At 61.8% G+C, this 13,473-nt stretch carries 11 protein-coding genes; 2 read left to right on the top strand and 9 right to left on the bottom strand.

What is annotated here, in order from left to right; translation table 11 throughout:
- Positions 1–96: 96 nt before the first annotated feature.
- Both M2394_RS05270 and M2394_RS05265 read left to right on the top strand, forming a co-directional pair.
- Positions 97–642 (top strand): GNAT family N-acetyltransferase, encoded by a 546-nt coding sequence (locus M2394_RS05270; RefSeq protein WP_259171827.1) that lies wholly within the window; start codon positions 97–99, stop codon positions 640–642.
- Between the two features lie 195 nt (positions 643–837).
- Entirely contained in the window at positions 838–1,023 is a 186-nt protein-coding gene (locus M2394_RS05265; RefSeq protein ID WP_178921242.1) for a hypothetical protein, read from the top strand.
- A gap of 134 nt (positions 1,024–1,157) precedes the next feature.
- Here M2394_RS05265 and M2394_RS05260 read toward each other — a convergent pair whose 3' ends face one another.
- The 9 genes from M2394_RS05260 to M2394_RS05220 form a co-directional block, all read right to left on the bottom strand.
- Entirely contained in the window at positions 1,158–2,783 is a 1,626-nt protein-coding gene (locus M2394_RS05260; protein ID WP_259171826.1) for a glucan biosynthesis protein D, read from the bottom strand.
- A 222-nt stretch (positions 2,784–3,005) separates the two neighbouring features.
- On the bottom strand, positions 3,006–4,868 hold the full coding sequence (locus M2394_RS05255) for an FAD/NAD(P)-binding protein (protein ID WP_259171825.1): 1,863 nt from the start codon (positions 4,866–4,868) through the stop codon (positions 3,006–3,008).
- Positions 4,869–5,043: 175 nt separating this feature from the next.
- Positions 5,044–6,468: a gamma-aminobutyraldehyde dehydrogenase gene (locus M2394_RS05250; protein ID WP_259171824.1), complete on the bottom strand. Its 1,425-nt coding sequence runs from the start codon at positions 6,466–6,468 to the stop codon at positions 5,044–5,046.
- 159 nt (positions 6,469–6,627) lie between these two features.
- Positions 6,628–7,437 carry an ABC transporter permease gene (locus M2394_RS05245; RefSeq protein ID WP_176994802.1) on the bottom strand — a complete coding sequence of 270 codons (810 nt, stop codon included), beginning with the start codon at positions 7,435–7,437 and terminating at the stop codon, positions 6,628–6,630.
- Positions 7,427–8,356 carry an ABC transporter permease gene (locus tag M2394_RS05240; RefSeq protein ID WP_178925761.1) on the bottom strand — a complete coding sequence of 310 codons (930 nt, stop codon included), beginning with the start codon at positions 8,354–8,356 and terminating at the stop codon, positions 7,427–7,429. The genes M2394_RS05245 and M2394_RS05240 overlap by 11 nt, the downstream gene beginning before the upstream one ends.
- 1 nt (position 8,357) lies before the next feature.
- On the bottom strand, positions 8,358–9,392 hold the full coding sequence (locus M2394_RS05235; protein ID WP_259171823.1) for an ABC transporter ATP-binding protein: 1,035 nt from the start codon (positions 9,390–9,392) through the stop codon (positions 8,358–8,360).
- 194 nt (positions 9,393–9,586) lie between these two features.
- The gene (ydcS, locus tag M2394_RS05230; protein WP_178925759.1) at positions 9,587–10,738 is read right to left on the bottom strand and encodes a putative ABC transporter substrate-binding protein YdcS; all 1,152 of its coding nucleotides are present in this window, start codon (positions 10,736–10,738) and stop codon (positions 9,587–9,589) included.
- A 71-nt stretch (positions 10,739–10,809) separates the two neighbouring features.
- The gene (locus tag M2394_RS05225) at positions 10,810–12,267 is read right to left on the bottom strand and encodes a gamma-aminobutyraldehyde dehydrogenase (RefSeq protein ID WP_259171822.1); all 1,458 of its coding nucleotides are present in this window, start codon (positions 12,265–12,267) and stop codon (positions 10,810–10,812) included.
- A gap of 133 nt (positions 12,268–12,400) precedes the next feature.
- The gene (locus M2394_RS05220) at positions 12,401–13,312 is read right to left on the bottom strand and encodes a LysR family transcriptional regulator (protein WP_101267138.1); all 912 of its coding nucleotides are present in this window, start codon (positions 13,310–13,312) and stop codon (positions 12,401–12,403) included.
- Positions 13,313–13,473 lie beyond the last annotated feature (161 nt).

Raw genomic sequence — 13,473 nt, 5'->3', positions numbered from 1 at the left:
AGGCAGTTCCTGCAAACCCACCCTGGCCCGGTGGGTTTTTTCTTGCCCGTGTTCAACGCAACCCGGATGCTTGGCACTCAAGAGCAGGAGGCCTTCATGTTGATCGAACGTGCATTAAACAAAGACGATATTGCGTTGCTGGCCACCATCGACCGCACGGAGCGGGTTCACGAATGCTACCGCGTCGAGGATGGCAAACTGGTGCTGTACCCCGATTACCACGACATGCGTGGCTGGCCCGAAGGCGAGTCTGAACAGGACGCCATTGCGCTGCTCGCCTGCCTCGAACGGGGCGGCTGGCTTTGGGGGGTATTTGACGGGGCCCGCCTGGTGGCCGCGGTGGTGGTGGACAATCGCCCCGTCCACAACCAGCACTTGCTGCTGCGGCAATTGAAGTTCCTGCACGTCAGCCATGGCGCGCGTGGGCGGGGGCTGGGCGGGCGCTTGTTCGCCCTGGCCTGTGAGCACGGGGTGTTGGCAGGAGTGGACGGGTTGTATGTCTCGGCCACGGAGTCGCGCAATACCGTGGACTTTTACCTGGGCCAAGGTTGCCTGATGCTGCAATCCCCAGACCCTGAACTCTACGCACAGGAACCCCACGACATTCACCTCTACCGGCCATTTCGTGAGAAAGGGTTGTAGGTCTTTGTTACCGCAGTAATTTTTTAAGTTAATACTCTAAAAAAATCCCACGTGTGGCGAGATAGTTTCTACGCTTAGGGTAAGTCTGATTTCTGGCCCAGGGAGTCAGTCTGATGGTTCGCGCAGGCATTGCGCTTTGCGGGAGGCGGGTAATGGGCGACAGGAGTGTTTGATTGATCTCAGGAGAAACGGTCCATGACCAAGTCCTATGGTATTGCGGGTGCGGTGGCGGCTTTTCTGGGCCGCAGGTTGACCTTGCGGGGTCGAAGGTTGAGTTCCGATGAAGTGGAATTGCTGGCGCAGTACCGGGCCCTCACCGAGAACGATCAGGTGGCGATGCGCTACCTGATTGGGGCGATGAAGAGTGTTTCGCGGTTCTAAACACCTGTAGGAACTGGCTGTTGTGGCGAGCAAGCTTGCTTGCGCTGGAGTGCGAAGCGCTCCCAAGATTTTGGGGCCGCTGCGCAGCCCAGCGGGAGCAAGCTCCCTCGCCACAAGAGTCCGATCCCCTTGAATCAGGTGTACTTACGCGCCTCTGGCGCCGGCGGGAAGTACTGATACAACCAGGTCTCGCTCAAGGTGCGGTCCTGGGTACGGATGAACAGCCGCAGTTCCACCGGCTCCACGCTGTCGCTGGTCGGGTACCAGTCGAACAGGATGCGGTAGCCCTTGATGTTGTCGAGCACCAGCACGCTGAAATCCTTTACCTGGCCATGGGAGCAGGTCACCACCGGCTCGATCCCGGTGCCGGCCGGCAGGCGGTCGAGGCCGCCACCCTTGAAGTCCACGGCAAAACGGCGTGCCCACACCTCAGGGTAGTGCTCGCCCGGCGCCCAACCTTCGGTAAAACCACCCATGCCGGAACGGGTCGCATCGACCTGCGCCAGCGGCGTGCTGACCGGTGGCAAGGCGCTCCAGTACAGCTTGTAGCCGTAGTTCAGCGAATCCCCGGCAGCCACTGGCGTTTTCGGGGTCCAGAAGGCCACGATGTTGTCCAGGGTTTCGCCAGTCGTCGGGATTTCCAGCAGGTCAATCGAGCCTTCACCCCACGCCGTCGTCGGTTCTACCCACAGGCTTGGACGCTTGCTGTACCAGTCCACGGTGTCCTGGTAGCTGGCGAACTCATGGTCGGTCTGCACCAGGCCGAAGCCTTTCGGGTCTTTGTCGGCAAAGGCGTTGAACTGCAATTTGGCCGGGTTGTTCAACGGGCGGCAGATCCACTCGCCGTTGCCGCGCCACATGGCCAGGCGGTCGGAGTCGTGGATTTGTGGGTGGATGGTGTCGCACATGCGGCGCTCGTGGGTGCCACAGCTGAACATACTGGTCATCGGCGCGATGCCCAGTTGTTCGATGGCGGTACGCGCGTTGATGTGCGCGTCGATGGCCATCACCACCTGGCTGGCCTGGCAGTCGATGTCGAAGCGGTAGGCACCGGTGGCGCTTGGCGAGTCGAGCAAGGCGTAGACCACAAAGCGGGTCGCGTCCTTGTCCGGGGTTTCGAACCAGAATTGCGTGAAGTCGGGGAATTCCTCGCGTTTTTTCGCGTAGGTGTCGATGGCCAGGCCACGGGCAGAAAGGCCGTATTGGCCGGTGGAATCCACGGCGCGGAAGTAGCTGGCGCCCAGAAACGACAGCACGTCATGACGGTCCAGTTCAGGCGCCTTGAACAGCTTGAAGCCGGAAAAACCCAGGTCGCCCGTCAGTTGTTTGGTGTCGACGGTGGTTTTTTCATAGTTGAACAGCGACGGGCGGAAATGCACCTCGCGGGCTTCGCGGGTCTTGGGGTCGACGCTGTGCATGCGCACCGGCGTCTTGAAGCCCATGCCGACGTGGAAAAACTGCACGTCCAGTTGGCCGTTCAATTCCTTCCACAGCGAGTGCTCGCCGTCGTAGCCGATGGCATTGAAGTTCTGCGGGGTCATGGTCGCCAGGGTCGGCGGCAGCACCTGTTTGGTGTCTTTGTAAGGCGTGCCGGCCAGTTGCTTGGCCTGGGCCTTGAGCGATTCAAAATCGAAAGCGATGGCCTTGCCGTCGGCGGCACGGTTGCCGGCCCAGGCTTGCGCAGCGAGCAGGCCGCTGGCCGATAAACCGGTGTAAGCCGCAATGGCCATGGACGCTTTGAGCAAATTCCTGCGGTGCATAGAGACAACCTGTCGTGAGCAAATCCTGCGCCGTTCCTGGCACGTACTGGATCAGAAATTACGGTTCGGACATGCCTTCGACCAAACGCAACGAACAATAAACAGACGCCGGATAGCTTAAGCGGTTCGATGACGTAGGAAAAATGATTGATAGCGGGGTGATGGCGCTGCAAGTGCGACAAGACATTTCCAATTGTCAGGCAGCCCGCTCACTACAAGTCCTCAGCTGACCTCACCCACAGCCCGGTAAGCCTCATCAATCGCCGCATGGGCATACGCACTCCACGCTGCATCCGAGTTGGCGATGCTCACATGCCCCAGCGGTTTTTTCGCCAGTTTCATCCACGCTTCAGTCTGATCCGCATCGTCATACAAACTGTTGGAGAAGCTCGCATAACCGTGTGACCAGCGGTTGACAGTGATCGCCAGAATATCCCGCTCATGGTTGAACCCGCCCGGGCCCAGCATGCGCTGCAACTGGTCTCGCAGCTGTGCCTCCAGTTGCTCGAAGGTCTGCCCATACAACTTGCCACGCCCGGCGCGGGCCTGGTCGCGGGCGTTCATGCCGCTGTTGGGGCTGGTGGGCACGTAAACCATGTGCAAGCCGATCGGTTGCGTCGGGTCGCGCGGGTGGTCGTAGCCGCCCATGCTCACCGGGTAATCCAGCTTGATGCGGCTGTAGGGCTGGGTCGCCGCGTAAATCTCATGCACCCCCAGTGTCTGGAATGACTGCCAATTGCGGATCACCACCTTGGTGTACACCAGCGGGTATTTCACGTTCTGGCTCAGGGCGTGGGCCTGGGGCGCCGGCAAATCCTTGAGCAGGTAGGGGATCATCATGTTGTAGCAGGCCAGGATGCAGCGTTTGCCGCGCACCTGTGCGAGTTGTCCGCCACGGCTGTAGCCGATATGCACGCCGTCGCCGACGTTGCGCACGCTGACGGCGGTGCTGTTCAAGCGCAAGCGCACGGCGGCCTTGGGCTGGTCCAGCTTGGCGTAGTCAAAGGCCGCCAGCACGATATCGTCCATGGTGTGCCCCGGCGCCACGCCCGGGATCAAGTCTCGCACCAGCAGCCGCGCCACCGACGCGTTGCCATCCGGGAAGTGGTAGATGTAGGGCTCTTCCATTTCCGCAGCGGCTTCTTCGCTGATCGGCGCCAGGTTCATCCCGGCAAAGCCTGGGAAGCCTACGTTGTAAGCGTCAGCCGACGCCACGGCATCAATGCTCAGGGCCATGAAGTCGTTAGTCCGGCTCTGGAAGTACTTCACCGCGCCTTCCGACAAACCCACGTTTTTCAGCAGGAAATCCCGGTAGCTGGTGGCGGCGAGGTAGCGGGCCTTTTCTTCGGCTGTTTTGCCCGGCAGGTAATCCTTGGGCGCCGTGTGCAGTTCGATCAAGGCTTGGCGATCAGCCTGCGGCAACGGGAAGTCATTGATGAAGTCGCCGATGGCGCGCGCGTTGAGTTGGTCCGGCGCGATATCGTCGGCCACCATCGGCGTGGGGTCGCCGGTCACCAGTTTGTCTTCGCCGAAGTTTTCCTTGTCGAAGAACACCCCGCGCGACAGCCCCAGGCCCGGGTAGAACGGGCGGTCGAAGGCGGTTTCGAAGCGCTTGATGTTCACCCCGAGTTTTTTCAGCAGGCCATTCACCTGCTTGCTGTAGAGGTGGTTCGGCGACTGGAACGCCTCGCTGCCGCCGTAGCCGATGATCGTGCGGCCACCGGCCTGGAATTCATTACGCTTGGCGTGGCCGCCGAAGTCGTCGTGGTTTTCCAGGATCAGGACCTTCGCCTTGGGGTGCTTCTCGCGGTAGAACCACGCCGCCGACAAACCGCTCAAGCCGCCACCGACCACCACCAGGTCATAGTCCTCGGTGATCGGCAGTTTCTCGGTATCGAACACCTTCTTTTCCCAGCCCATCTGGTGCGCCACTTCGAATGAGCCGACATGGCTGCCGCGCAGGCCGGTGAGGGCGGGAGGGTAGTAGCGTCCATCGGGCGCGGCTTGCAAGAGCTGCAGCGGGGTCATGCCGGCGGCAACGGTAATGGCGACGCCGTTGAGGAAGTCGCGGCGGGTGATATCCATGGGGAAGAACCTGAATTTTATTGTTATGAGAAGAGACTTGTGGGAACCGGGCTTTTTGTGGGAGCGGGCTTGCTCGCGAAAGCGGTCTGTCAGTCACCGTCATTATCGACTGACCCACCGCATTCGCGAGCAAGCCCGCTCCCACACAAGCCCGCCCTCAAAGGGAGTGGCGGGGTCAGTGCTTGAACATCACATGGCGAACGGTGGTGTAGTCCTCCAGCCCGTACATGGACATGTCTTTGCCATAGCCCGACAGTTTCTGACCGCCGTGAGGCATTTCGCTGACGAGCATGAAGTGGGTATTCACCCAGGTGCAGCCGTATTGCAGGCGTGCGGCCAAGCGGTGGGCGCGGCCGACATCGGCGGTCCAGACGGATGACGCCAGGCCGTAGTCCGAATCGTTGGCCCAGCCGAGCACCTGTGCTTCGTCATTGAACTTGGTCACCGACACCACTGGCCCGAACACTTCGCGACGCACGATTTCGTCGTCCTGCTGCGCATCGGCCAACACGGTGGGTTCAAAGAAGAAGCCATTGCCTTCCACCGCCTTGCCCCCGGTGACCAGGCGAATGTGCGGCTGCGCCACGGCGCGCTCGACAAAGCCGGCCACGCGGTCGCGGTGTTGCGCAGTGATCAGCGGGCCCAACTCGGTGGCCGGGTCATCCTGCAGGCCGTATTTGATGCTGGCGACCGCTGCGCCGAGCTTCTCGACGAACGCATCATAGATATCCGCCTGGGCATAGATGCGGCACGCTGCGGTGCAATCCTGCCCCGCGTTGTAGAAACCGAAGGTGCGGATACCTTCCACGGCGGCGTCGATGTCCGCGTCGTTGAAGATGATCACCGGCGCCTTGCCGCCCAGTTCCATGTGCATGCGCTTCACGCTGTCAGCGGTGCTGGAGATGATATTCGCACCGGTGGCGATGGAGCCGGTCAGCGACACCATGCGCACTTTCGGGTGGTTCACCAGCGGGCTGCCCACGGTTGGCCCACGGCCGAAGACCAGGTTGAGTACACCGGCCGGGAAGATGTCAGCGGCCAACTCGACCATGCGCAGCGCGGTCAGCGGGGTTTGCTCCGACGGCTTGAGCACCACGGTATTACCGGCGGCGAGGGCCGGGGCGATTTTCCAGGCGACCATCATCAAGGGGTAGTTCCACGGCGCGATGGAGGCGATCACGCCCACCGGGTCGCGGCGGATCATCGAGGTGTGCCCCGGCAGGTATTCGCCACCGGCCGAGCCACTCATGCAACGGCTGGCGCCGGCGAAGAAGCGGAACACGTCGGCAATGGCCGGGATCTCATCGTTCAGCGCGGCGCTGTAGGGCTTGCCGCAGTTGTCCGACTCCAGCTTGGCCAGCTCTTCGCCGTGGGCTTCGATCACGTCCGCCAGTTTCAGCAGCAGCAGCGAACGGTCCTTGGGTGCGGTTTGCGACCAGCTTTCAAACGCTGCATCGGCGGCGCGCACGGCGGCGTCGACCTGGGCTTCGCTGGCTTCGTTGATTTCCACCAGCACACGGCCGAGTGCCGGGTTGAAGACGGCTTGGGCCGGGCCTTCGCCTGCGACCAGTTGGCCGTTGATCAGTAATTTGGTTTGCATGGTTCAGCTCTCCTCTGAGCGACTGTTCTTTTCCTGGGGAAACCGGGTCAACTGTGGGAGCTGGTTTGCCTGCGATAGCGGTGGGTCAGTCGATACCGCAATCGCAGGCAAGCCAGCTCCCACATTGACCGTGTTTCAACAGTGGCTATGTGTTGTCCGTTATTTACCGCCACTCCCCGCCACGCTTTCACCGCCGCGTGTCAGGTAATAGGCACCGAGAATCGGGAACATCGTGACCAGCATCACCAGCATTGCCACCACGTTGGTCACCGGCACGTCCCGTGGGCGGCTCAGCTGGTTGAGCAGCCACAGCGGCAAGGTGCGCTCGTGGCCGGCGGTGAAGGTGGTGACGATGATTTCGTCGAACGACAGCGCAAAGGCGAGCATGCCGCCGGCCAGCAGTGCCGAGCCCAGGTTGGGCATGATGATGTAGCGGAAGGTCTGCCAGCCGTCGGCGCCCAAGTCCATCGAGGCTTCGATCAGGCTGTGGGAGGTACGGCGCAAACGCGCGATCACGTTGTTGTAGACGATCACCACGCAGAAGGTCGCGTGGCCGACGATGATGGTGAACATCCCGGGCTCGATGCCCAGCGTCTTGAAGGTTGCCAGCAGCGCGATACCGGTGATGATCCCCGGCAATGCAATCGGCAGGATCAGCATCAACGACACGCCTTGCTTGCCGAAGAACTCACGGCGATACAACGCCGCCGAGGCCAGCGTGCCGAGCACCATGGCGATCAACGTGGCAATGGCCGCGATCTGCAGCGACAACTTGATCGCGTCCAGCACGTCCGGCCGGGCGAAGGCCACGCTGAACCACTTCAGGGTGAAGCCCTGGGGCGGAAAGCTGAACGCGGCTTCTTCGGTGTTGAAGGCGTAGAGGAAGATGATCAGGATCGGGAAGTGCAAAAACACCAAGCCGCCCCAGGCTGCGATCTTCAGACCCAGCGAAGATTTCTCAGAGTGCATCGAAGGCCCCCAGGCGTTTGACAATGGAGAGGTAAACCGCGATCAGCACGATGGGCACCAATGTGAACGCCGCCGCCATGGGCATGTTGCCGATGGCGCCTTGCTGGGCGTACACCATGCCGCCGACGAAGTAACCCGGTGGGCCGACCAGTTGCGGCACGATGAAGTCGCCCAACGTCAGCGAGAAGGTGAAGATCGAACCCGCCGCAATCCCCGGCACCGACAGCGGCAGAATCACCTGCATGAAGGTCTGGCGCGGCTTGGCGCCGAGGTCCGCCGACGCTTGCAACAGTGAAGGCGGCAAACGCTCCAGCGAGGCCTGGATCGGTAGAATCATGAACGGCAGCCAGATGTAGACGAACACCATGAAGCGTCCCAGGTGCGAGGTGCTCAAGGTGCTGCCGCCCACACCGGGAATGCCCAGCACGAACTGCAACACCGGCTCCAGGCCCAGGTGCTGCACAAACCACTGCGCCACGCCGCCCTTGGCCAGCAGCAAGGTCCAGGCGTAGGCCTTGACGATGTAGCTGGCCCACATCGGCATCATCACTGCGATGTAGAAAAACGCCTTGGTCTTGCCCGTGGTGTAGCGCGCCATGTAGTAGGCAATCGGGAACGCGACGATGGCGCTGGCGATGGACACCACGATCGCCATGCTCAAGGTGCGCACGATGATGTCGAAGTTCGACGGCTGGAACAGCGCGGCGAAGTTGGCCAGGGTCAGGTCCGGCGTGACCGCCATGGTGAAGTCGTCGAATGTGTAGAAGCCTTGCCACAGCAGGGTCAGCAACGAGCCCAGGTAGATGGCGCCGAACCAGATCAGCGGTGGCACCAGCAACATCGCCAGGTACAGGTTGGGCTTGCGGTACAGCAGGTTGGAAAACCTGCGCATCGGCGGTTGGGAAAGGGCCAGGCTCATGTCACACCTCGCCTGCGCTGTCGGTCAGGGGCGTCATCGCTTCCCGTGCCCAGCGCGCGGTGATGGGCTGGCCCACCTGGTAGCCGCTGCTGGTATCCAGCCATTGGTTGTTGGCCTGGCTGATGTTCAGGGCCTGGCCGTTTTCCAGCTTGAGTTCATAGCGGGTGGCGCTGCCTTGGTACTGGATGTCATGCAGCAGGCCGCTGACTTCCACTTCACCGGTGCCCAGCGCACCTTCGGCAAAACGCACGTGTTCCGGGCGGATCGAGAACGCTTGCGCGTTGCCGCTGAGGCGTTGCGCCAGTTCGCCGCGAATCACGTTAGAGGTGCCGACGAACTCGGCCACGAACGAGGTGGCGGGTTTCATGTAGAGGTTGCGCGGGGTGTCGACCTGCTCGATGCGGCCCTTGTTGAACACGGCCACCCGGTCGGACATCGACAGCGCTTCGGTCTGGTCGTGGGTCACGAAAATAAAGGTGATACCGAGCTGGCGCTGCAGCTTTTTCAGCTCGCTCTGCATCTGCTCGCGCAGCTTGAGGTCGAGGGCGCCCAGGGGCTCGTCAAGCAACAGCACCCGTGGGCGATTGACCAGGGCGCGGGCCAGGGCGACCCGTTGGCGCTGACCACCGGAAAGCTGCACCGGCTTGCGGTCACCGTAGCCGCCGAGGGCAACCATGGCGAGGGCTTCTTCGGCACGGTTCAGGCGCTCGGTCTTGCCGATACCCTTGACCTTGAGGCCGTAGGCCACGTTGTCGCGCACGTTCATGTGGGGGAACAGCGCGTAATCCTGGAACACGGTGTTCACGTCACGCTGGTACGGCGGCAAGCCGGCGGCTTCCTCGCCATGAATACGGATCGAGCCTGCGCTCGGCTGCTCGAAACCGGCAATCAGGCGCAGGCAAGTGGTCTTGCCGGAGCCGGAAGGGCCGAGCATGGAAAAGAACTCGCCGTCCTGGATATCGATGGAAACCCGGTCAACGGCCTTCACTTCGCCGAACTGACGGGAAACGTGGGTGAATTGGACTGCAAGCGTCATGGTGCGGTGCTCCAAAAAAGCGCGGGTCGTCGCAGCGGCCCGGCCTGGACTTCTGAAAAATAAACGCGGTACTGAATCTGTGTGGGAGCGGGCTTGCTCGCGAATGCGGTGGATCAGTTACAGATGTGTTGACTGACACACCGCTTTCGCGAGCAAGCCCGCTCCCACATTTTGTCCTGCGTTGTCAGGCAGGCTCAGCGGCCGCCCATGATCGCGATGTAATCCTGGGTCCAGCGGCTGTACGGCACGAACTTGCCGCCTTCAGCCTGCGGGGTTTTCCAGAAGGCGATCTTGTCGAACTGGTCGAAACCGTTGGTCTTGCAGCCTTCGGCGCCCAGCAGCTCGCTTTCCTTGCAGGCCGCCGGTACGGCTGGCAACGAGCCGAACCAGGCCGCGACGTCGCCCTGGACCTTCGGCTGCAGTGACCAGTCCATCCACTTGTAGGCGCAGTTCGGGTGCTTGGCGTCGGTGTGCAGCATGGTGGTGTCCGCCCAGCCAGTGGCGCCTTCCTTCGGAATGGTCGAGGCAATCGGCTGTTTCTCGTTGACCAGGCCGTTGACCTGATACGGCCAGGCGCTGGAGGCCACCACGCCTTCGTTCTTGAAGTCGCTCATTTGCACGGTGGTGTCGTGCCAGTAGCGATGGATCAGCGGTTGCTGGGCACGCAGCAGTTCAAGCACGGCCTTGTACTGGGTTTCGGTCAGCTCATAAGGGTTCTGGATGCCCAGCTCCGGCTTGGTGCTCTTGAGGTAGAGCGCCGCATCGGCGATGTAGATCGGGCCGTCATAGGCTTGCACGCGACCTTTATTAGGCTTGCCGTCCGGCAGGTTCTGCGCGTCGAAAATCACACTCCAGCTGGTGGGCGCGGTCTTGAACACGTTGGTGTTGTACATCAACACGTTCGGGCCCCACTGGTACGGGGTGCCGTAGGTCTGCTGGCCGACCACGTACCACGGCGCATCCTTGAGGCGCGGGTCGATGTTCTTCCAGTTGGGGATCAGCGCCGTGTTGATCGGCTGCACACGTTTGCCACCGATCAAGCGCAGCGATGCATCGCCCGACGCGGTGACCAGGTCATAGCCGCCCTTGGCCATCAGGCTGACCATTTCGTCAGAGGTGGCGGCGGTTTTCACATTGACCTTGCAACCGGTTTCCTTCTCGAAACCGGTGACCCAGTCGTAGGCCTTGTCGCTGTCGCCACGTTCGATGTAGCCGGGCCAGGCGACGATATCCAGTTGGCCTTCGCCGGCGCCGACCGCCTTGAGCGGTTCGGCGGCCTGGAGGCTGGCGCTGGCCAGCAGCGCGGTGGTCAGGGCACTGAGCAGTGCGGTCTTGTGCGCAGACATGGGGATTCCCTCTTCTTTAATTATGGTCGGGGCAGTGTGTGAAGCCGTAACGCATGAGCTTAGTTGTTGTTTTAAAGATGCTGGCCGTGGCGGGCCATGATGTGCCGCACCACGCTGTAGTCCTGTAGCGAATCGCTGGACAGATCCTTCCCGTACCCCGAGCGCTTCAAGCCGCCGTGGGGCATTTCGCTGACCAGCATGAAATGGCTGTTGATCCAGGTGCAGCCGTATTGCAGGCGTGCGGCCACTTGCATGGCCTTGTCCAGGTTCTGGGTCCACACCGACGAGGCCAGGCCATATTCGGAGTCGTTGGCCCAGTCCACGGCTTGTTCCAGCTCGTCGAAGCGGGTCACGGTGACCACCGGGCCGAACACTTCGCGCTGCACGATTTCATCGTGCTGCTTGCAACCGGCCAGCAGGGTCGGCTGGTAATAGAAGCCCGCACCGGAATGCACGGCGGCGCCGGTGATGCGTTCGATATGCGGCTGGCCGAGGGCGCGTTCGACAAAACTGGCCACGCGGTCGCGCTGGCGTGTGCTGATCAGCGGGCCCAGTTCGTTGTCGGTGTCGCGTTTGCCGGCAAAGCGCAGGCTGCTCACAGCGGCGCCGAGTTCGGCGACCAGCTTGTCGTGGATACCGGCCTGGGCGTAGATGCGGCACGCGGCGGTGCAATCCTGGCCCGCGTTGTAATAACCGTAGGCGCGCACACCCTCGACCACTGCTTGCAGGTCGGCGTCGTTGCACACGATCACTGGGGCCTTGCCTCCCAGTTCCAAGTGCGTGCGTTTAAGGGTTTTGGACGCGGCTTGCAGGATCTTCTGCCCGGTGACGATATCGCCGGTCAGCGAGACCATGCGCACTTTGGCGTGGCTCACCAGATGGCTGCCGACGCCTTCGCCGCCGCCACACAGAATATTGATCACGCCACGCGGCAGCAGCTCTTTAAGTGCGGGGGCTAATGCCAGGATCGACAGCGGCGTATGTTCTGACGGCTTGAACACCAGGGTATTGCCGGCCGCTAGGGCAGGCGCGATCTTCCATGCGGCCATCATCAACGGGTAGTTCCATGGCGCAATCGACGCCACCACCCCGATGGGATCGCGGCGCACCATGCTGGTGTAGCCCGGCAGGTATTCGCCGCTCAGTTGCCCGGTCTGGCAGCGCACGGCGCCGGCGAAAAAACGGAACACGTCGACAGTGGCGCTCAAGTCATCCTGGCGCGCCAGGTGCAACGGCTTGCCGCAGTTCAGGGATTCCAGGCGGGCTAAATAGTCGGCTTGTTTTTCGATAGCGTCGGCAATGCCGAGCAGGATGTTCGAGCGTTGCTGGGGCGTGGTGCGTGACCAGCCGGCAAAGGCGCGGTGGGCGGCGAGGATCGCGGTTTCCACCTGTTCGGTGCTGGCTTCGGCGATCTGGGTGAGGACTTCACCGGTGGCCGGGTTGAGGATCGGCTCGGCAAAGCCCTGGCCCTGGACCAGTTCGCCGTCGATCAGCAACGCAGTGAGCAGCGGGGTGGGCGCGCCGGACATTTTTCGCGATCTCTTTTCTTGTATGGCCATGGGCGTTCTCTTACGAGCGCTTGACCTTTCTCTTATGGGATAAGCAGAGACTAGAGGTCAGGCGCGAGGTCAACAAATACTAAATACTGAATGCAGCATTCGATTAAATAGATGGCTTGCGCGGGTGCGGCTGTTCGCGGGCCACCGTCAGGAACGGGTCCACCAGCGCCGGCCGCGCAGTACCACGGCGCCAGGCCAGGCCCACGTCGAGGGTCTGGCTGAGGTCGGCAATCGGTCGGGCTTCGATGATGTCGCCCTCCAGTGACCACGGGCGGTAAGTCATATCCGGCTGGATCGACACGCCAAGCCCTGCGGCCACCAGGCTTCGCACGGCTTCGGTGGAGGCGGTGCGCAGCGTGACGCGGGGCTGCAGGCCGGCGCCGGCCCACATGCGCTGAGCGTTGTGGCCCATCTCATCGACGTTCAACTGGATCAGTGGCTCGCGGGCGACGTCGGCCAGGTTGATGCTGTCGTGCTCCAGCAGCGGGTGCTGCGCCGGCAGCCACAGGCGGTGGGGTGAATGGGTGAGCACTTCGGTCTGCAGGGCGTGGCGGTCTTCGAGGTTGGAGAGGATCAGCACACCCACGTCGATTTCACCGCTGACCAGTAAATGCTCGATATACGGGCGTTCGTCCTCCATCACGCGGATTTCCACGTTGGGGTAGGCGCGCTGGAAGCGGGTGAGCAGATCGGCCAGGTAATAACCGGCCACCAGGCTGGTCACGCCGATGATCAACTGCCCGGCGACCTGGTCGGTGCTCTGTTGCAGGCTGCGCTTGGCGTTGTCGACGGTGGCGAGGATCAAGTGCGCCTGACGCAGGAATTGGTGACCCTGGTGGGTCAGGGTCATGCCCTTGGCGTGGCGGTTGAACAGGTTGACGCCGATTTCCTGCTCCAGTTGCTGGATCGCCAGGGTCAGGGTGGACTGGGAAATGAATGCGGTCTGCGCGGCGGCGGAGATCGAGCCGGTCTCGGCCACGGCGATAAAGTGCCGGATTTGACGCAAGGTCATCATGCTGGAATTACCAGTGGGGTATTTTTATAGATTTGTTCGAGTGTATATCGTTTTAATCGAAAGGCCGTGGCGTTACATCTGGAAGCACTCTAGATCGAGGGTTTTTGGCACTTGGTTTTACGCTGGGAGCCTATTAGTCCTACGTACCCAAGTGCCTGGAG

The organism is Pseudomonas sp. BIGb0164, assembly GCF_024810135.1.
Taxonomy (GTDB): Bacteria; Pseudomonadota; Gammaproteobacteria; order Pseudomonadales; family Pseudomonadaceae; genus Aquipseudomonas.
This window is presented reverse-complemented; position numbering and strand designations above follow the sequence as displayed.

Excerpts from the sequence above, each read along its gene's own strand:
- M2394_RS05220 (WP_101267138.1), bottom strand. The coding sequence starts at position 13,312 with ATGATGACCTTGCGTCAAATCCGGCACTTTATCGCCGTGGCCGAGACC.
- ydcS (WP_178925759.1), bottom strand. The coding sequence starts at position 10,738 with ATGTCTGCGCACAAGACCGCACTGCTCAGTGCCCTGACCACCGCGCTG.
- M2394_RS05225 (WP_259171822.1), bottom strand. The coding sequence starts at position 12,267 with ATGTCCGGCGCGCCCACCCCGCTGCTCACTGCGTTGCTGATCGACGGC.
- M2394_RS05235 (WP_259171823.1), bottom strand. The coding sequence starts at position 9,392 with ATGACGCTTGCAGTCCAATTCACCCACGTTTCCCGTCAGTTCGGCGAA.
- M2394_RS05265 (WP_178921242.1), top strand. The coding sequence starts at position 838 with ATGACCAAGTCCTATGGTATTGCGGGTGCGGTGGCGGCTTTTCTGGGC.
- M2394_RS05255 (WP_259171825.1), bottom strand. The coding sequence starts at position 4,868 with ATGGATATCACCCGCCGCGACTTCCTCAACGGCGTCGCCATTACCGTT.
- M2394_RS05240 (WP_178925761.1), bottom strand. The coding sequence starts at position 8,356 with ATGAGCCTGGCCCTTTCCCAACCGCCGATGCGCAGGTTTTCCAACCTG.
- M2394_RS05245 (WP_176994802.1), bottom strand. The coding sequence starts at position 7,437 with ATGCACTCTGAGAAATCTTCGCTGGGTCTGAAGATCGCAGCCTGGGGC.
- M2394_RS05250 (WP_259171824.1), bottom strand. The coding sequence starts at position 6,468 with ATGCAAACCAAATTACTGATCAACGGCCAACTGGTCGCAGGCGAAGGC.
- M2394_RS05270 (WP_259171827.1), top strand. The coding sequence starts at position 97 with ATGTTGATCGAACGTGCATTAAACAAAGACGATATTGCGTTGCTGGCC.
- M2394_RS05260 (WP_259171826.1), bottom strand. The coding sequence starts at position 2,783 with ATGCACCGCAGGAATTTGCTCAAAGCGTCCATGGCCATTGCGGCTTAC.